This is a genomic window from Caulobacter sp. GW821-FHT05F04 (genome assembly GCF_059419665.1).
In genome coordinates, this window is record NZ_JBWKSF010000011.1 from 1 (window position 1) to 18,532 (window position 18,532).

Here is an 18,532-nt window from a genome sequence, read left to right on the forward strand (position 1 = left end):
GCGTGCTGGGCGGCGACCCGCGCCTCACCGCCGCCGGCCCTGGCCTGCGCGCGACGGCGGTCGAGTTCCTCGAGAATTTGCTGCAACGCGCACGCCCCGGAAAAAGAAGGTGGTCGCCCCTGGAGGGGAGGCGAATCCAGACATGGTAAGATGGAGTGGCAACGCCATTCACGCATCGCAATTTGGCGAAGTTGAGAAAATCGTCCAGACTAACCCTCATAGTTTCGGGCATTGTCGGATCGGCTGCGATGGCGATTTCTGCAAAATTGCAAAGTTGCGAAGATGCGTGAGAAGCTTTTCATTGGTCCGCGGCTGAGGCTGCTGCGCCAGGCGCGGGCCTGGACGCTGGAGGCTTGCGCCATCCGGCTGGGCCTGTCGCCAAGCTATCTTTCTCAGATCGAAGCCAATCAGCGGCCGGTCACCGCGCGGGTGCTGATCGACGCCATGCGCGTGTTCGAGGTTGACGCCACGGCCCTGGACGCCGCCGATGATCAGCGTCTGATCGCCGACCTGCGCGAAGCGGTCGCCGATCCCGTCAGCGGCGGCGACACGCCAGGCTTGGGCGAGATCAAGCAGGTCGTGACCAACGCCCCGCAATTCGCGCGGACCTATCTGGCGCTGCACCGCGCCTACAGACAGCTGGACGAGCGCCTGAAGCAGACCGAGGAAGCCGTGTCGCTGGATGAGCGCGTCGCCGCCAGCGCCCAGCTTCCCTATGAGGAGGTGCGCGACTTCTTCCACTACAAGGACAACTACGTCCACGCCCTGGATGTCGCCGCGGAAGTCCTGGCCGGTGAGCTGGGCCTGGAGGAGGGCGACGGCGAGCGAGCGTTGGAGCGTCACCTGGCCCAGCGCCTGGGCGTGACGGTGGAGCGTTCGCGCGAGTTCGACCTCCTGCGCCGGTTCGAGCCGGAGACGGGGCGGCTGCTCCTGGGCGCGGCGCAGCCGGCCGCGACGCGCAGCTTCCAGATGGCCTATCAGATCGCGGCCATGACCCTGGCGGATGTCGTCGAAGCCGAGCTGAAGGCCGCGTCGTTCCGCAGCGAGAGCGCCGCCCAGGTCTGCCGCACCGGGCTGCTGAACTATGCCGCGGGCGCCCTGCTATTGCCCTATGGCCGCTTCCGCGAGGCCGCGCGGCGCGAGCGCCACGACATCGAACAACTGAGCCTCATCTTCCAGACGAGCCTGGAGCAGGTGTTCCATCGGCTCAGCACCCTGCAGCGGCCGGGCGCTCGGGGCGTGCCGTTCTACTTCGTGCGGCTGGACCGGGCGGGCAACATCACCAAGCGCCACAGCGCCACCCGTTTCCAGTTCGCCCGCTTTGGCGGGACCTGTCCGATGTGGAACGTCCACGACGCCTTCAGCCGGCCCGACGCCTGGATGGTGCAACTGGCCGAGATGCCAGACGGGCTGCGCTATGTCTGCGTCGCCAAGGGCGTGGTGAAGTCGTCCGGCGCCTATCTGCAGGCCGATCGCCGCTACGCCCTGGGTCTGGGGTGCGAGGCCCAATACGCCGATCAGTTGGTCTATGCCGACGGCCTGGACCTGACGGGGCCCTCGGCGCCCATCGGCGTCAGTTGCCGGATCTGCGAGCGGACCGACTGCCCACAGCGGGCGTTTCCGCCCGTCGATCGGGCTTTCGAGGTTCTTGAGAACGACCGCCGCTGGGTGCCATTTTCGCTGAAGTGAGCGGATGAGGCCGGCCGCCGCAACGGATCGTCGCGGGGCCGGTCGCCGAGCAATGGGCCTACATCGGGCCGACGGTGCCGGGGTTGGTCTGGAAGTCGAAGGCCGGCTCGCGGCGGCGGCGCGGGTCGGGGGCGCCGGTTCCGCCGAAGTTGTAGGTGACGCCGACGAATATGGCCCGCAGGTCCAGGTCGAGGGCGCGGCGGTCCTTCAGCGCTGGCGTGTCGATGACCAGCTTGTCGCCGAAGGTCTTCAGCGCGTCCTGCACCGTCACGACGCCCGAGACGCGGTCGTTGAACTTATGGCGATAGCCCAGCAGCAGCATGCCGGTCGGCTCCTTGTAGCCCTGTGGGGTCAGCCGCTTGCCCGTGGCGAAGCCACTGATCTGCAGGAAATCCTTGGGCGTGGCCTGCACGTTCAGGGCCGCGTAGCCGGACACGGTCCAGGCCGAGCGCTTGTCGGGAAAGCCGAGGTCGGTGGCGCCGATCTCGTTCCAGAACGCGTTGCCGCTGATCGTGTACGAGATCTTGGGCGTCAGGCGGGCGTTGGCGACCAGTTCCAGGCCGCCGCTGCGGCTCTTGGCGAGGTTGGCCTTGGTGGTCAGCAGCACGCCGTCGCCGATGTCGCGGATCATGTCGGTGACGCCGTCGCGGGCCTCGCGGTAGTAGAGCGTGCCCTGGTAGTAGTTGTAGCCCTTGCGCAGCTGGTAGCCGACCTCGAACGAGTCCGTGGTCTGCGGCTTCAGGCGCGGGTCGCCCTGACGGTAGCTATAGGGGTCCTGGTAGATCCGGTACGGGTTCAGGTCCTGGGCCGTCGGGCGCTGGATGCGGCGGCTGTAGCTGGCGTTGATCTGGCGGGTGTCGTCGAGCTTGTACCGCACGTGCAGCGAGGGATATGCGCGCAGGTAGTCGTAGCTGTCCTTCAGCTTCGAGGTGACCTGGTTGGTGTCGATCGTGACCTCCTCGATCCGCAGGCCCGGCATGATGGTCAGGTCGCCGATCGGGCGGCTGATGGTCGCGTAGACCGCGTGGACGACCTGGTCGTACTTGAACTGGTTGGTCAGGGCCGGATCGACCGCCAGGGCGCCTCCCATCGGGCCGCGAGCGCCGTAGTTGTCGTAGTCGTTGTTGTCGACCTGCAGTTCGTATCCCGCCACGAGCTTGGCGCCGCCGGGCAGGGGACGCTTGTACTCGGCCTTCAGGCGGCTCTGGACCAGTTCGTCGCCGATGCTGACATGCTCGACATAGTTCGAGACCGTCGGCAGCTGGTTGAAGCCGTTGGCGTCGGTGAGCTGGCGGTCACGGGTGCGCTCGACGCTGGTGTGCAGGGTGAACTCATGCTCGTCGCCGGAGAGCTTGCGGCGCAGGTCGCCCGACAGGCCGGCTACCGACTTCTTCATCTTGCCGTCGCTGAGGCGTTGGTAACGGACGACCGGCGCGCCATTGACGTCCTTGCCCTCGTAGGACGAGCCGGCCCTGGAGCTGTAGGAGGTGTCGTTGTAGCGCGCCTCGGCGCTGAGCCGAGTCTGCTTGTCGAGGTCGTAGTCGACGCCGGCGCGGGCGTTATGCGACTGGCCGTGGCTGTTGAAGCCGACCTTCTGGCGGCTGTCGGCGTAGCGGCCGGTGACGGGATCCAGGCGCGAGCGGTCGTCCTCGATGGAGCCCTTGGCCTTGTCTCGGCGCCAGCCGGCGTCGGCCGACAGGGTCAGCTTTTTGGTGTTGCGGGCCAGGCTGATGCTGGCGTTCTTGCGACCTTCTGTGCCCATGTTGGCGCGGACCGAACCGGTCGTGCCGACGCCGCGCTGCTGCTTGGTGATCAGGTTGATGATCCCGGCCGAGCCCTCGGGACTGAAGGCGGCAGACGGATTGGTCATCACCTCCACGCGCTCGAACTGGCTGGCGGGGATCTGCTGCAGCACTTGGCCGCGGTTGTCGCCCTTGAACATGCCGGACGGCTTGCCGTCGATCATGATGGTGACGTTGGGATCGCCGCGCAGGCTGACATTGCCCTGCACGTCGACCTGCACCGAGGGGACGTTGCGCAGCACGTCGGCGACCGAGCCGGTGGTCGCCTGCAGGTCCTTGCCCAGGCTGTAGCTACGGCGGTCGATCGCGGTCTTGATGTCCTGGGCCGAGGGGGCGGTGATGGTCACGTCCTGCACCTGGGTGGACTGCTCCTTCTTGGCCGGGGCGGGCGTCGTCGGGGCAGGGGTCGTGGTCTGGGCGACGGCGGCCGTGCTGAGGGCGGCCAGGCCCGTGGCGGCCAGCAGAGCGGCGCGGCGGGTCGTGAAGGTCATGGAAGGTCTCCTCTGTCGCGAGGACCCTGCCGGAACGATCCAAAGCGTTGCAGTGCCGGGCGTCAGGCGCGCGAGGTGACGTTTGTCATGTCGGGCCTCAGTTGGCCGCGTCGACCGCGTCCAGCGTCTGGGGGAGGGCGGCTTCGGCGCCGTTGAACACCAGGGTGCGAGTCACGCCGAGGCGGCGGATGTTCACCTGGTTGACCTCGTCGCCATAGACATCGGCGAACATGGCGGCCTTGACGGTCACGGCCGCGGCCGCGTCGGCCGGCGCGATCTTGCCGACATATTCGAAGCGGACCTCGTCCGCCCCCAGGGTCATGTCCTTCAGCGCGAGGGAGACCGGCGCTTCGTTCACGGCGACGCCGAAGTGCTCGAGCATGTAGGTCTTGAGGGTCTCGATAGCCTCGGGATCGTCGAGGCTGGCCTGGGCGTCCGGGGCGATCAGGGCCAGGGCTGGTTCGGCGTCGTGCGCCGGGATCCGGTGGCTGACCCTGACCGCGCCGGTCTTGGCGTCGATCTCCACGACGCTCAGCGCGCCGTGGCCGCGATGCGCGGCCGCCGGGAGCGGGGCGAGCGCGAGGCCCGCCGCCGCGACAAGGGCGACCGCGCGCACGATCACTTCGGACCTTCGTCCTTCTTGTCGCCGTCCTTCTTCGGATCGGGGGCCGGGAAGGTGGCGAGGCCACCGGGCTCGACCTTCAGATTGGCGTCCTTCATGCGGTTGCCCATCTCGGGGAACTTCATGATCTTCAGCGTCGTCGGCGTGATGGCGCCATCATAGACGTTGTTGCCGCGGTCGGCGTCGGCGGTTTCCCACAGCGGATCGAGCTCGGCGCCCTTCAGCTCCTTGCCGGACACGTATTGCCACGTGACCTGCTTGGAGCTCTTGCGCCAGATCTCGGCCGGGATGCGGACCGTCTCCGTCGTACCGTCGGTGAAGTCCATCTTCAGGATCACGGGCATCACCAGGCCGCCGATGTTGCGGAAGGTGAAGCGGTAAAGGTTGTCCTTGAAGTCCTGGGCGGCCAGCTCTTCCGGGGTCATGTCCTCGCGGGCCGACTTGGCCTTCTTGCGGGCGCTGTCGAACACGGTGAACTCGTCGGTCTGATCGTAGAAGTCGCGAACCTTGGGGTCGCGATCGATGACCGTCGGCGCCTTGTTGTTGGCGGCCGTGCGCGATTCCGGCTCCGTGCCCTGGCGGGTCTTGCGGACGGCGGCCTCGGCGTCCGGATCGCCGCTGTCGAGGCGGGCCTTGACGATCTTGTCCAGCGAGATGTCGACGTGGTCGGTCGAATAGAACCAGCCGCGCCAGAACCAGTCGAGATCGATGCCCGACGACTCTTCCATCGTGCGGAAGAAGTCGTACGGCGTCGGGTGCTTGAAGCGCCAGCGGGTGGCGTACTCCTTGAACGCGCGGTCGAAGAGCTCTCGGCCCATCACCGTCTCGCGCAGGATGACCAGGGCGGTGGCGGGCTTGGAATAGCCGTTCGGGCCGAACTGGATCACCGAGTCCGACTGGGTCATCAGCGGCACCTGGTCCTGGCTGACCATGTACTCGACGATGTCCTTGGGCTCGCCCCGCCGCGACGGGAACTTCTTGTCCCACTGCACCTCGGCCTGGAACTCGAGGAAGCTGTTGAGGCCCTCGTCCATCCAGGTCCACTGACGCTCGTCCGAATTGACGATCATCGGGAAGTAGTTGTGGCCCACTTCGTGAATGACCACGCCGATCAGGCCGTACTTGGCGCGCTCGGTATAGGTCAGGGCGCCGGTCTTCTTGTCCTTCGTCGGCCGCGGGCCGTTGAAGGAGATCATCGGATATTCCATCCCGCCGACCGGGCCGTTGACCGACTGGGCCACCGGATAGGGGTAGGAGAAGGTGAAGTCCGAATAGACCTTCAGGGTGTGGGCGATCGACTTGGTCGAATAGGCGTCCCACAGCGGGCGCGCTTCCTTCGGGAAGAACGACATGGCCATGACCAGCGGGTGGGCGGCGTCGCTCTCCTGCTTCACGCCCAGGGCGTCCCAGACGAACTTGCGCGAGCTGGCCCAGCCGAAGTCGCGGACGTTGGTCGCCGAGAACACCCAGGTCTTCTCGGTCGTGGCCTTGCCCTTCTCGGCGGCCAGGGCCTCCTCGGGGGTGACGACATAGACCGGCTCGGCGGCGGTGCGGGCCTTGGTCAGGCGGTCGCGCTGGGCGGGGCTGAGCACGGCGGCCGGGTTCTGCAGCACGCCCGTGGCCGAGACCACGTGGTCGGACGGCACGGTCAGGGCGACGCGATAGTCGCCGAACTCCAGCGTGAATTCGCCCGAGCCGAGGAAGGCCTTGTTGTGCCAGCCTTCATAGTCCGAATAGACGGCCAGACGCGGGAACCACTGGGCGCCCTCGTAGATGCAGTTGCCGTCCTCGCCCTTGCCGGTGAAGCACTCATAGCCGCTGCGGCCGCCGACGACCTTGTTCTCGACCATGGGCAGCGACCACTCGATGGTGATCTTGGTCTCGCCGCCATTGCCGCGCACGGCGGCGGGCAGGTCGACGCGCAGCAGGGTGTCGACGACGGTGAAGTTCAGCGGACGGCCCGAGGCGTCCTTCACCGACTTGATGGTGAAGCCGCCTTCCCATTCCTTCATGCGCTGAATGCGGCGCACCTGGCTCAGGCTGATGGAGTCGCCCGAGACGGTTTCGGTGAGCTTGCTGATCGAGTCGCGCTTATAGTCCTGGTCCAGCAACAGCCACAGATAAGGCAGGTTGTCCGGCGAGTTGTTCTTGTAGTTGATCGTTTCCTTGCCGGTCAGCAGCTTGGTGTCTTCGTTCAGGCGAACGGCGACGTCGTAGTCGACCTTCTGCTGCCAGTAGCGGTAGCCCGGCGCGCCCGACGCGTTGCGGTAGTCGGTCGGCGTCGGCCAGTCCTCGCCTTCAAGCTGGCGGAACTTGTCGTCGAACGGCGCCTTTGTCTGCTTGATGGCGTCGGCGTGAGCGCCAGAAGCCAGAGACGTGACGGAGAGCGCGGCGGCGATGACGCCGGCCACAGCGTAGCGAATAGAATGTTTTGACAAATTCTGCCCCTCAGAACCCTGACTAAACCCCGCTGCGACCTTGGCAGGGCGCGGAAGAAAATCACCCCATTTTCGCCGTAGTGTGTCAGAAATTTATCTTCATGCCGAGGCGCGCGGCACGGGGCTCCACCGGGTGGAAATGGACGTCGTCCACGCCGTCGGCCGGCTCACCGGGCAGGCGCGAGGCGTACGAATAGGCGATGTCGTCCTTCTTGCTGTTGGTCAGGTTCAGGACCTCGACCATCAGGCTGGCCTTGCCAAAATCCTGGACGAACAGCGCATTGACCAGGCCGGTAGGCCGCGAGCGCACGGAATTGTCCTCGATCAGCGGCGCGGCGCCGAGGCGGCGCCAAGTCAGAGAGACGGTCGAGGCCTGACCAAGCTTCCAGCTCGCGCCCGCGCTCAGCACCGAACTGACAGCATTGGGGATGCGGTCGCCATTCGTGAAGCGGGCGTGGGTTCCGGCATAGGACGCCGTCAGGTTCAGGCGCGCGGTCGGCCGCCAATCTGCGAGAAGTTCGACGCCCTCGCGCCGGGTCGCGCCGGCGGCCTCGGTGAAGCCGCCGTCGCCGACATAGACGAGCTCGGAATCGACGTGCAGCGCCCAGGCCGCCGCCGTCAGGGTCAGGCCGTCGCGCTTCCAACGCAGGCCCAGTTCCGCGCCGTCCGACGGCGACAGCAGCGGCGCCCGCTCGGCCGGATCGCCGGTGACCGGATCGACCGTGATCACCGCCCCCCGTGCGTCGTTCGAGTGGAAGCCGCGTCCGGCGTCGGCGTAGAGCTCGAAGGTCTTCGAAAGGCGCCAGGCCAGGGCCAGCTTGGGGCTGACCAGCAGGTCGCTGACGTCGCCGGCGTTGCGTGGATCGCCGGCCTTGACGTCCGCGCCCATGGCGTCGGCGCGCAGGCCGAAGGTGGCGTCCAGCTTGCCGAAGGACTTGGAGGCCTCGCCCCACAGCGCCGTCGACCACTCAGTGAGGGCGTCCTGGCGCACGGTCTCGCGCCGCACGCGGGCGGTGGTGCGGTAGAGGCCGACCTTGCCGATGTCGTCGACGCGGGCCGAGACGCCGGTGCGGGCGCTCCAGCCGTCGCTCAGGCTCCAGCGCTTGGTCAGCGACCCGCCATAGATCCAGCGCTGGTCGACCTGCTCGAACTGGTCGCCATGGACCGGGTCGTCGAGGAAGTAGGTGAAGTTCGAATAGAGGTCGAGTTTGTAGCGTTGGACATAGACCACGGTGTCCAGGCCGCGCAGCAGGTCGCGGCGGCGGGCCGACAGGATGTAGCGCGAGGTGTTCCCGCCGTCGGTCTTGTCGACCGCGTCGAGATAGCCCAACCGCCCATCCTCGACCGCGCGGCGCGGGATCTGATCGGTGGCGTTCCAGTCGGCGTCGTAGGCCAGGGCGGTGATCGACCAGCCTCCGACCAGGGCGCGGCCCAGGAGGTTGATCTTCTTCAGGTCCTCCGGCGTCGACCAGGCGCCGCGCGCGGTCGAGACGTCTGCTGCGACCAGCAGGTTCTGGCTCAGGGCCTTGGAGCCGACGGCGCGGTAATAGTCGTTCTCGCCGACCCAGGCCTGCAGCCCGTCGCCGTGCAGGTGGTCCGCGGTCTCGAAGGCGACGGCGCCGGCGGTGGCGAAGTCGCCGTTCTCGGCCGAGTAGGGACCCTTCTTGAAGCCGATGTCGTGGACGAACTCCGGCGTCAGGACATTGAGGTCGAGGTAGCCCTGGCCGTGACCGTGGCTGGGCAGGTTCAGCGGCACGCCGTCCAGCGAGGCCGAGAGGTCGGTGCCGTGGTCCAGGTTGAAGCCGCGCAGGAAGTACTGGTTGGCCTTGCCCGCGCCGGAGTGCTGGGTCGCGGCCAGGCCTGGCACGGCCTCGATCAACTCGCCCGGACGCAGCAGCGGACGCACGGCGAAGTCGGCGTAGGCGATGCGGCCCTCGCTGGCCGACGTCGCGCGGCCGAGGTCGTTGGCGCGGCGGCCCCAGACCGAGATCGCCTCGACCTCCTGGGCCTGGGCGAGAACCGGCGTCGAGGCGGCGCAGAGCAGGGTGATCAGAAACGCGGAACGGATCATGCCCGGCTGTTAGGCGAGCAGGGCGCTTCGGACAAGTTCGGCGCCGTCCTCGATGTTGCTTTGAAAGTCCGCGGGAGCGGCGGCGAAGCGCTAAGCCGCCTTCAGCAGCCCGTCGAAATACTCGATCGTCCGCATCAGGCCGACCTTCAGCGGGGCGGTGGGGGTCCAGTCCAGCACCTGCTTGGCCAGGGTGATGTCGGGCTGGCGCTGGCGCGGGTCGTCCGAGGGCAGGGGACGGTGGACGAGGTCCGACTTGCTGCCCGTGAGCTCCACGACCAGCTCCGCCAACTGCCTCATCGTGAACTCGACCGGGTTGCCCAGGTTGATCGGGCCGGTCACCTCGTCGCCGGTGTTCATCAGGCGGATCAGGCCGTCGACCAGGTCGTCGACATAGCAGAACGAGCGCGTCTGGGCGCCGTCGCCGTAGAGAGTGATGTCCTCGCCCTTCAGCGCCTGGACGATGAAGTTCGACACCACGCGCCCATCGTTGGGGTGCATGCGCGGGCCATAGGTATTGAAGATCCGCGCCACCTTGATGCGCAGCCGATGCTGGCGCCAGTAGTCGAAGAACAGGGTCTCGGCGCAGCGCTTGCCCTCGTCGTAGCACGAGCGGATGCCGATCGGATTGACGTTGCCCCAGTAGCTCTCGACCTGCGGGTGGATGCTGGGGTCGCCGTAGACTTCCGAGGTCGAGGCCTGCAGGATCTTGGCCTTCACCCGCTTGGCCAGGCCCAGCATGTTGATGGCCCCGTGGACGCTGGTCTTGGTCGTCTGGACGGGGTCGAACTGATAGTGCACCGGGCTTGCCGGGCAGGCCAGGTTGTAGATCTGGTCGACCTCGACATAGAGCGGCATGGTCACGTCGTGGCGCAGCAGCTCGAAGCGCGGGTTGGTCAGGTTCTGGGCCACGTTCTGGCGCGAGCCGGTGTAGTAGTTGTCCACGCAGAGCACTTCGGCCCCGGTCTCCAGCAGCCGGTCGCACAGATGCGAGCCGACGAAGCCGGCGCCGCCGGTCACCAGGATTCTCTGCGCATGCATGGACCGGCCGACCTTTCAGGGACTCAAGGAGAGTCGTCCCTGATGTTGTACCGCTCGGGTTTCTAGGCCGTCGAGCCCTCGCCGAAGGAGCGGGGTTCGGTGACGACGGAGGGTTCGGCGATCGGCTTGGGTCGCTTGGCGGGCTGGGCCGTTTCCGCTGGACGGGGCGAGATCTGCTCGGGCGCGAAGTCGTCGACCGCGACCACGGCGGCTACCGCCTGATCGGCGGCGTCGAGCGCCGCGATCTCGTCGGGCGTCAGCAGGTTCTTGGCCAGGCCGTCCTTCCAGTGGCGCACGCCCTGGTCCTTCAGCCGGTCATGGATCGGCTGGGTGGCCACCACGCGCTCGAAGGCGTCGATCAGTTGGCCGATCGCCTCATCCTTGCCGCCGACATAGACGCCTTCGACCAGACGGTCGCGGGTGGCGGACGGATGCAGGATCAGGTCGGCGCAGGCGCGGGTGACATGGTCCGACGGACCGCGACGACGCGCGCCGAACGGCAGTACGGCCGCGCGCAGCAGCCAGCCGGCCAGGCGGTTGGGCAGGTTGGCGAACACCTCGTCCAGCCGCTGCTCGATCGTGGCGAAGGCCGTCTCGGCGCACCATTGCAGCAGCGGGAAATCCGCGTCCGGCCGGCCGTCGTCCTCCCAGCGCTTCAGGGCGCCGGACAGGAAGTACATCTCGGAGAGAATGTCGCCCAGACGCGCCGACAGCATCTCCTTGCGCTTCAGCTCGCCGCCCAGGGTCAGCAGGGCGATGTCAGAGGTGAGGGCGAAGGCGGCGCTGTAGCGGCCCAGCTTGCGATAGAAGCGGGCGGCGCGGCCGGCGTCGGGCGCGGGGGCCAGGGCGCCGTCGGTCCAGGCGCGGGCGGTGGCGCGGATGCCGTTGCGCAAGGCGTGCGCGACGTGCTTCCAGAAGGTCTCGTCGAATTGCGCGAGGCCCCTGGCCTCGTCCTGATCGCCGAGGGCCAGGATCTCCTTCAGCATGTAGGGATGGGCGCGGATCGCGCCCTGGCCGAACACCATCAGGCTGCGGGTCAGGATATTGGCGCCCTCGACCGTGATGCCGACCGGCAGCGCGCGGTACTGGCTGCCCATGTAGTTGCGCGGGCCCTCCATGATCGCCTTGCCGCCGTGGACGTCCATGGCGTCGTTGACCACGGTGCGCATCCGCTCGGTCGCGCCAGACTTCATCATCGCCGAGATCACCGACGGGTGCTTGCCAAGGTCCAGGCCGGCGCAGGTCAGCCGCCGTGCGCCGTCGACCAGGTAGGCGTTGCCGGCGATGCGGGCCAGGCGCTCCTGCACGCCCTCGAACTTGCCGATCGCGATGCCGAACTGGCTGCGCACGCGGGCATAGGCGCCAGTGGTCAGCGCGCTATAGGCCGCCGCCGCGCCAGCCATGGCGGGCAGGGAAATGCCGCGACCGGCCGCCAGGGCGGTCATCAGCATCTTCCAGCCCTGGCCGGCGCGCTCGGCCCCGCCGATGATCAGATCAACGGGGATGAAGACGTCCGTCCCCCAATTGGGGCCGTTCTGGAAGGTTTGAAACGCCGGCAGGTGGCGGCGGCCGATGCTGACCCCAGGGGTGTCGGTCGGCACGAGGGCGCAGGTGATGCCGATGTCCTCTTCCCCACCCAGCAGGCGGTCGGGGTCACGCAGCTTGAAGGCCAGGCCCAGAACCGTGCAGACGGGGCCGAGGGTGATGTAGCGCTTGTGCCAGTTCAGGCGGACGCCCAGGACGCTCTCGCCCTTCCACGTCCCGCGAACGACCACGCCCTCGTCGACCATGGCGCCGGCGTCCGATCCCGCCTCGGGGCTGGTCAGGCCGAAGGCCGGAACCTCGCGGCCGTCGGCGAGGCGCGGCAGCCAGTAGTCCTGCTGTTCCTTCGTCCCGAACTTCACGAGAAGTTCGCCCGGGCCCAGGGAGTTGGGGACCATGGCCGTCACCGCCGCCGAGGTCGAGCGGGTGGCGATCTTGCGGACGATCTCGGCGTGGCCAAAGGCCGAGAAGCCCAGGCCTCCGAACGCTTTCGGGATGATCATGCCGAAGAACTTCTCGCGCTTCAGGAAGTCCCACACCTCGGGCGGCAGGTCGCGCGTCTCCCAAGTCATGCGCCAGTCGTCGAGCATGGCGCACAGGGCGTTCACGGGACCATCGAAGAACGCCTGCTCCTCGGGGCTGAGCGTCGGCTTGGGGTACGACAGCAGCTCGTTCCAGTCCGGATCGCCGGTGAACAGGTTCGCGTCCCACCAGGTGTCGCCGGCCTCGATCGCGTCGCGCTCGGTTTCCGACAGGGCGGGCAGCACGCCCTTGGCCCACTGGTAGATCGGCCGGGTGATGGTGTCCCGACGGAAGGAAGAGGTGGTCATGACGCTGCCTCACGGATACTCGCGCTGTGAAAACGCGAGCGCGGCGAGGCGGCTCCGCGAAAACCTGGCCCTGGATGACTTAAGGGTGACGTTTGTCATGCGGCGCCCGTGACGCGCGGCACTGATGGACCGCCTCGGCCGGCGGCATGGTGGCTTCACAACGAGGGAGCCACCCATGTCACCCAGACCTTCCGAACCGATCGCGATGCTGCGCCAGGCGGTCAGGCGTCGCGGCGCCACCCTGGCCCTGAACGGTCTGGATCTCGACATCCGTCCGGGTCAGTGCGTTGCGCTGCTCGGGCCCAACGGGGCCGGCAAGAGCACCAGCGTCGCCTTGCTGACCGGCCGCTTGCGCCCCGACGCCGGGACCGCCAGCCTGTTCGGCGGCGATCCGCGCGACATCGCCGCCCGGGGCCGCATGGGGGTCATGCTGCAGGAGGCCGGCCTGCCGCGCACTTTGACCGTCCGCGAGCAGGTCGACCTGTTCCGGGGCTACTATCGCAAGCCTCGTTCGCTGGACGAGACCCTCCGTCTGGCCGGTCTCGAAGGGTTGGAGCGTCGCCGCTGCGGCGCGCTGTCCGGCGGCCAGCAGCGCCGCGTGCAGTTCGCCCTGGCCATCGCCGGCCGCCCGGACTTCCTGGTGCTGGATGAGCCGACCACCGGCATGGACATCGACGCCCGTCGCGGCCTGTGGACCGCGGTCCGGGCCGAGATCGCCCGGGGCGCGGCCGTGCTGCTGACCACCCACCACCTGGACGAGGCCGAGGCCCTGGCCGACCGCATCGTGGTCATCGACCACGGCCGGGTCATCGCCGACGGCTCGCCCGAAGCCATCAAGAGCCGGGTGTCGGGCGTCGCCATCCGCTGCCGCACGCGCCTGTCGGACGCCGAACTCTCGGGCCTGGCCCGGGTCACCGGCGTCAGTCGCGATGGCGGCAGGGTCACGCTGCTGACCACCTCGGCGCCCGCCACCCTGCGCGAGCTCCTGGTCCGCGACGAAACCGTCGACGATCTGACCGTCGCCGGCGCCTCGCTGGAGGACGCCGTCACCCGTCTCGTGCAGGCCGGCGCGCCTGCCTCAAACAAGTCCCCCATTGGGCAAGCCGAGGTCGCCTGAGATGCACACCCTGTTCGTCTACATCCGTGAAGCTCGGGCCCAGATCGTCTCCACCTGGCGCACCCCGCAGTTCATCATCCCCAGCGTGGCCCTGCCGCTGCTGTTCTATGGGGTGATGGGCCTTGGTCTCAGCAAGGGGCGCGAGGAGATCGCCCATATGATGCTGGCCAACTATGTGATCTTCGCCGCCATCGCCCCGGCCATGTTCGGCTTCGGCGCCGCCGTGGCCGCCGAGCGCGAAGCCAAGCTGATCGAGCTGAAGCAGATCGCGCCGCTGCCCGCCGGCGGCTACCTGGCCGGCCGCCTGGTCGCCGCGCTCGTTCTGGTCGGTGTCGCGATCGGCCTGCTCGGCGTGCTGGCCTGGTTCGGCGGGGTTAGAATGGTCCCCTGGCGCTGGGCCGCGACCCTGGGTCTGGGCCTGGTCTCGGCCGTCCCGTTCGCCCTGATCGGCCTGAACGTCGGCCTGCGGTTCGGTTCGCAAGGGGCCACCGCCGTCGCCAACCTGCTGTTCCTGGGCTTCTGCCTGTTCGGCGGCCTGTGGGTTCCGCTTAGCATCATGCCGAAGTGGGCCGGTGACATCGCCGAGGTCACGCCGTCCTATCACCTGGGACAGCTGTCGCAGATGTTGTCGGGCATGCAGCCGATGGCGGATGTCCCGCACCACCTCTCGATCATGGCCGCGATCGGCATCGCCGCCATGATCGGGGCCTGGTCGGCCTGGCGGCGGCAAGCGGCTTGACCGTGACGAGCCCGCCGCGCGACATCGCCGCCATGGATCAGGCGACACCCAACAAGGACAAGGCCTCGGCGACCCTCGCCGAGGCCGGCCACCGGCGACGCTGGAGCCTCGTGTTCCTCTCCTACCTGCCGTTCTACTTCGTCTCGTGGTTCAACCACCGACCCAGCTCGCTGGAAGTCGTCGCCTCAATCGCGGGCCTTCTCGTCTTCCTCGCCCTCTTCTGGACGATCTGGAACCAGCGGGGCCGACCGGCGCCATGGCAGGTGCTGGCGATCTACGGCATCGGCCTGGCGCTTTCGCCCTTCAACGCCGGCTGGAGCGTCTACACGATCTACGCCATGTCGTTCGCCTCGCGCCTGCCGTCGCGGCGGATGTCGATCCGGGTGATGATCGCCCTGGAGATCGTGCTGCTGGCGGTCGGGCTGGTCTTCTATCGCCACGTCTGGCCGATCTGGGCCTCGGGCGTGTTGTTCGGCGGCATCACCGGCTTCGCCACCCTCATGCAGATGGATGTCGAGCGGAAGAACCAGGAACTGGCCGTCGCCCACGAGGAGGTTCGGGCCCTGGCCACGACGGCCGAGCGGGAGCGGATCTCCCGCGACCTGCACGACCTTCTGGGGCACACCCTGACCCTGGTGGCCGTGAAGGCCGAGCTGGCCGCCCGCCTGGTCAGCCGCGACTCCGAGGCCGCCGAGCGCGAGATGCAGGCCGTCGCCGCCGCCGCCCGCGAGGCCCTCTCCGAGGTGCGCACGGCGGTGGTCGGCATGAAAGGCGCCTCCCTGGCGTTCGAGATCGACAAGGCCCGCCAGGCCTTGGCCGCCGCGGATATCGAGGCCGAGATCTCGGCTCTCACCACCGACGGCTACCCGGCTCAGGAAGCCGTGCTGGCCATGGCCCTGCGCGAGGGGGTGACCAACGTCATCCGCCACGCCGGCGCCAAGCGATGCGACATCACGCTGGAGCCCAGCGCCAAGGCGCTCACGCTCACTATCGCCGACAATGGTCCGGGGGGCAGCGGCCGGCTGGTCGAGGGTTCGGGCCTGAAAGGCATGCGCGCGCGTCTTGCCGCCATCGGCGGGGCCCTGGACATCAGGTCCGGCAAGACGGGGACCCGCCTCGTCGCCACCGCGCCCCTGAGCAGCGCGAATGGGGAGACCGTCTCGTGATCCGCGTCGTCATCGCCGAAGACCAGAAGATGGTGCTGGGGGCGCTCAGCGCGCTGCTCGAGATGGAAGGCGACATCCAGGTCGTCGGCCGCGCGCCCGACGGCGCCGTCGCCCTGGAGCTGGTCAAGGCCGAGAAGCCGGACGTGCTGATCTCCGACATCGAGATGCCCAGCCTGACCGGCATCGACGTCGCCGCCCGACTGAAGGCCGACGGCTCGGCGACGCGGGTGCTGATCGTCACCACCTTCGGCCGGCCGGGCTATCTGCGCCGGGCCATGGAGGCGGGGGTGAAGGGCTACCTCCTCAAGGACGGTCCCAGCAGCGTGCTGGCCGCCGCCGTCCGCACCATCGCCGCCGGCGGGCGGGCCATCGCGCCGGAGCTGTCCGAGGCGATCTGGGACGCCCAGTCCGATCCGCTGACCGACCGCGAGCGCGCGATCCTGCGTCTGGCCGAGGAGGGGCGTTCGAACAAGGACATCGCCGACGTGCTGGACCTCTCGCCGGGCACGGTCCGCAACTACCTGTCCGAAGCGGCCCAGAAGCTGGGCGCGGCCAACCGGGTCGAGGCCGGCCGGATCGCCCGCTCCAACGGCTGGCTTTAGGCCGTCGCGGGTTCGGGGTCGGCCGCCGGCGCTCGCGTCGTTCGCCACAGCACCAGGCCGATCACGCCGAGCGTCAGCTCGCGCAGGCGACGCAGCAGCGACAGGGCCAGGGCCTGGTCGGGCGTAAGACCCAGAGCGCCGCCCAGCAGCAGGTAGCCGCCTTCCTGCACGCCGAGGGCGCCGGGTATGGCGAAGCCGACGACCTTGGCCGTCTGGGCGAGGCCCTCGACGATCAGGGCCTGAAGCAGGGTGGGATTGAGACCCAGGGCCCACATCGAGACATAGGTCTCGAACGCGCCGGCGAGCCAGGCGGCCATGTGCCAGGCCCAGGAGGCGAACAGATTTCCGCGCTGGCGGCCGATGAGGCGGAAGGCTTCGCCCAGCTCGCCGGCCCGGCCGGCGATGGCGGTCCAGCGTTGCGAGAATTGACCCAGACGTCGGTGCAGGCCGGCCTTGTGGGCCAGATAGGCGGTTAGCACGACGCCGACGACGATGGCGACCAGGGTCAGGCCGGCTTGCGCCAGGCGTGGGTCGTGCAGCGTGGCGATGGCCACGAGCAGGCTGGCCAGGACGAACAGCACCAGACCCACCGTTCCGGCCAGGACATCGACGACGCAGCTCGCCGTGGCCTCGGCCAGGGTCAGGCCGTTGCGGGCCGATAGCTTGGCCCGCACGACGTCGCCGCCGACCTGGGCGACGGGGAGAAGGGCGTTGACCGCCTCCTTGATCAGGCGGACGCGAAACAGAAAGGTCAGGGGCGGGCGGCGATCGGGCGGCAGCAGGACCTGCCAACTGACCGTGGCCAGGAAGGTCACGGGCAGGTGGGCGGCGATGACGATCAACGCTTGCCAGCCAACCTGGCCCAGGATCTCGCGGACCGCGCCGACGCCGTGCGTGGCCAGCAGGATCGCCAACAGGGCGACGCCGATCGTCAGCAACCAGCCCCGCCAGAGCGAAGGTCTGCGTTTCGCTAGCCCCTCCGTATCCGTCGTCATGCGGCCGAGCGCGCCCGTCGGTCGGCGGTCACGCCCAGTTCGCGATAAACGTCCAGCACCTCGCCACAGATGGTGTTCCAATCGTAGCGAGCGCTGGACCGGCGGGCGGCGCGGCCCAGGCGCACGCGGCGCAGGGGTTCGGAGATCAGGCTCTCGATCGCCGCGGCGTAGGCCTGCGCGTCGGCGCCGGCGGTCAGTACGCCGTCCTGGCCGTCGGCGATCAGGGCGCTGGTGCTGGGCGCGCGCGGGCAGACCACGGCCAGGCCCGCGGCCATGCCCTCCAGGCTGGCGTTGCCGAAGGCTTCGGTCAGGCTGGGGTTGAACAGGATGTCGGCGCTGGACACCGCGCGGCCCAGGTCGGCGCCGTCCAGGTGACCGGTCAGGATGGCCTCGGGCAGGCGCTCCTCGACGAAAGCGCGGGCGGGTCCCTCGCCGATGATCAGGGCGCGGATCGGCCGGCCGCGCAGGCGGACGAACGTCTCGCAGAGGACGTCCAGGCCCTTCTCCATGACCAGACGGCCCAGGAACGCCACGACGATCTCGTTGTCATCGATACCTATCGACCGGCGCCAGTTCAGGTCGCGCTTGACCGGCGAGAAGCGTTCGCGGTCGACGCCTCGACCCCAGACGCGCACGCGCTCGCCCAGGCCTTGTTCGCGCAGCAGCTCGGCGATCGGGGCGTTGGGGGCCAACACGCGGTCGCAGCCGCGATAGAACCTGTCCAGATAGCGCTCGGCGCTAGGCCGCAGCCAGTCGAGGCCGTAGTACGACAGGTAGGTCTCGAACCGCGTGTGCAGGCTGGCCACCACGGGCAGACCCATCTTGCGGCCCCACTTGCCGGCCTGATTGCCCAGGAGGTCGGGCGCGGACAGGTGGACGGCGGTCGGGCGGAAGTCGGCCAGGTCGGCGCGCAGCGCGCGGTTCAGGCCCAGCGCCAGCCGATACTCACCACGACCCGGGATCGCGATCGACGGCGCGGACACCAGTTCACCGGCCGGCTCGAACGCTGGCGTGTCGGTGGTGGGCGAATAGACGCGAACCTCGGCGCCGTGGCGTATCAGGTAGGCGGACAGGCGATTGAGCGCCTGGTTCGAGCCGTCGCGCGTGTAATTGTAGTTTCCGGAAAATAGCGCCAGACGCAGGCCTTCGGCGGAATTTTCCTCTGCGGGCTGATGAAAAGGTCTTTCCGCGAGCAGCACGACGCCTCCGTTGGTTACATCCCCCGAGGCCCCCGCCCGTCTCCGAGTATGACAATGGCCATATGGTGGAATGGTTCAGTTTCCGGAAGGGGGTAAGGGCGTCCTTTTCCGTGCACGGTCGGTTCACTGTAGCGTCTGGGTTACACCCCCTAAGGCGTGTCCTTGGGGGCGCGGTCATGGAAAAACGCGCG

13 protein-coding genes are annotated in these 18,532 nt (G+C 68.4%); 5 read left to right on the forward strand and 8 right to left on the reverse strand.

Features of this window, described 5'->3' with window-relative positions:
- Positions 1-282: 282 nt before the first annotated feature.
- The gene (locus AC07R7_RS23160) at positions 283-1,689 is read left to right on the forward strand and encodes a helix-turn-helix domain-containing protein (protein ID WP_492884423.1); all 1,407 of its coding nucleotides are present in this window, start codon (positions 283-285) and stop codon (positions 1,687-1,689) included.
- Between the two features lie 58 nt (positions 1,690-1,747).
- Here the strand turns inward: AC07R7_RS23160 and AC07R7_RS23165 are convergent, their stop codons facing one another.
- The 6 genes from AC07R7_RS23165 to AC07R7_RS23190 all read right to left on the reverse strand — a co-directional run bounded on the left by AC07R7_RS23165 (position 1,748) and on the right by AC07R7_RS23190 (position 12,523).
- The gene (locus AC07R7_RS23165; RefSeq protein WP_494636738.1) at positions 1,748-3,982 is read right to left on the reverse strand and encodes a TonB-dependent receptor domain-containing protein; all 2,235 of its coding nucleotides are present in this window, start codon (positions 3,980-3,982) and stop codon (positions 1,748-1,750) included.
- 97 nt (positions 3,983-4,079) lie between these two features.
- A complete protein-coding gene (locus AC07R7_RS23170) occupies positions 4,080-4,604 on the reverse strand; it encodes a DUF6702 family protein (protein ID WP_494636739.1) in 525 nt (174 codons plus the stop codon).
- Positions 4,601-7,042: a M1 family metallopeptidase gene (locus AC07R7_RS23175; protein WP_494636740.1), complete on the reverse strand. Its 2,442-nt coding sequence runs from the start codon at positions 7,040-7,042 to the stop codon at positions 4,601-4,603. Before AC07R7_RS23175 ends, AC07R7_RS23170 begins: the two co-directional genes overlap by 4 nt.
- Before the next feature lie 85 nt (positions 7,043-7,127).
- The gene (locus tag AC07R7_RS23180) at positions 7,128-9,113 is read right to left on the reverse strand and encodes a TonB-dependent receptor (protein WP_494636741.1); all 1,986 of its coding nucleotides are present in this window, start codon (positions 9,111-9,113) and stop codon (positions 7,128-7,130) included.
- Between the two features lie 90 nt (positions 9,114-9,203).
- Positions 9,204-10,151, reverse strand: coding sequence for a UDP-glucuronic acid decarboxylase family protein (locus tag AC07R7_RS23185; RefSeq protein ID WP_492839572.1), 948 nt, complete (start codon positions 10,149-10,151; stop codon positions 9,204-9,206).
- A gap of 62 nt (positions 10,152-10,213) precedes the next feature.
- Positions 10,214-12,523: an acyl-CoA dehydrogenase gene (locus AC07R7_RS23190; protein WP_494636742.1), complete on the reverse strand. Its 2,310-nt coding sequence runs from the start codon at positions 12,521-12,523 to the stop codon at positions 10,214-10,216.
- Between the two features lie 124 nt (positions 12,524-12,647).
- On the opposite strand from AC07R7_RS23190, the gene AC07R7_RS23195 reads away from it, so the two are divergent.
- The 4 genes from AC07R7_RS23195 to AC07R7_RS23210 are packed head-to-tail and all read left to right on the forward strand — an operon-like array spanning position 12,648 to position 16,147.
- Positions 12,648-13,640: an ABC transporter ATP-binding protein gene (locus tag AC07R7_RS23195; RefSeq protein ID WP_494636743.1), complete on the forward strand. Its 993-nt coding sequence runs from the start codon at positions 12,648-12,650 to the stop codon at positions 13,638-13,640.
- Position 13,641: 1 nt separating this feature from the next.
- Positions 13,642-14,379, forward strand: coding sequence for an ABC transporter permease (locus AC07R7_RS23200; RefSeq protein ID WP_494636744.1), 738 nt, complete (start codon positions 13,642-13,644; stop codon positions 14,377-14,379).
- A 2-nt stretch (positions 14,380-14,381) separates the two neighbouring features.
- Positions 14,382-15,545 carry a sensor histidine kinase gene (locus AC07R7_RS23205; RefSeq protein ID WP_494636793.1) on the forward strand — a complete coding sequence of 388 codons (1,164 nt, stop codon included), beginning with the start codon at positions 14,382-14,384 and terminating at the stop codon, positions 15,543-15,545.
- Positions 15,542-16,147 carry a response regulator transcription factor gene (locus AC07R7_RS23210; protein ID WP_494636745.1) on the forward strand — a complete coding sequence of 202 codons (606 nt, stop codon included), beginning with the start codon at positions 15,542-15,544 and terminating at the stop codon, positions 16,145-16,147. The genes AC07R7_RS23205 and AC07R7_RS23210 overlap by 4 nt, the downstream gene beginning before the upstream one ends.
- On the opposite strand, the gene AC07R7_RS23215 is transcribed toward AC07R7_RS23210, so the two are convergent.
- Both AC07R7_RS23215 and AC07R7_RS23220 read right to left on the reverse strand, forming a co-directional pair.
- Complete coding sequence (locus tag AC07R7_RS23215) at positions 16,144-17,085, reverse strand: flippase-like domain-containing protein (protein WP_494636746.1); 942 nt, start codon at positions 17,083-17,085, stop codon at positions 16,144-16,146. The two genes, AC07R7_RS23210 and AC07R7_RS23215, sit on opposite strands and share 4 nt — an antisense overlap.
- 53 nt (positions 17,086-17,138) lie before the next feature.
- Entirely contained in the window at positions 17,139-18,341 is a 1,203-nt protein-coding gene (locus AC07R7_RS23220; RefSeq protein WP_494636747.1) for a glycosyltransferase family 4 protein, read from the reverse strand.
- Between the last annotated feature and the right edge of the window lie 191 nt (positions 18,342-18,532).

Coding starts and splice junctions, on each gene's coding strand:
- AC07R7_RS23185 (WP_492839572.1), bottom strand. CDS start 10,151: ATGCATGCGCAGAGAATCCTGGTGACCGGCGGCGCCGGCTTCGTCGGC.
- AC07R7_RS23190 (WP_494636742.1), bottom strand. CDS start 12,523: ATGACCACCTCTTCCTTCCGTCGGGACACCATCACCCGGCCGATCTAC.
- AC07R7_RS23165 (WP_494636738.1), bottom strand. CDS start 3,982: ATGACCTTCACGACCCGCCGCGCCGCTCTGCTGGCCGCCACGGGCCTG.
- AC07R7_RS23200 (WP_494636744.1), top strand. CDS start 13,642: ATGCACACCCTGTTCGTCTACATCCGTGAAGCTCGGGCCCAGATCGTC.
- AC07R7_RS23160 (WP_492884423.1), top strand. CDS start 283: ATGCGTGAGAAGCTTTTCATTGGTCCGCGGCTGAGGCTGCTGCGCCAG.
- AC07R7_RS23180 (WP_494636741.1), bottom strand. CDS start 9,113: ATGATCCGTTCCGCGTTTCTGATCACCCTGCTCTGCGCCGCCTCGACG.
- AC07R7_RS23195 (WP_494636743.1), top strand. CDS start 12,648: ATGGACCGCCTCGGCCGGCGGCATGGTGGCTTCACAACGAGGGAGCCA.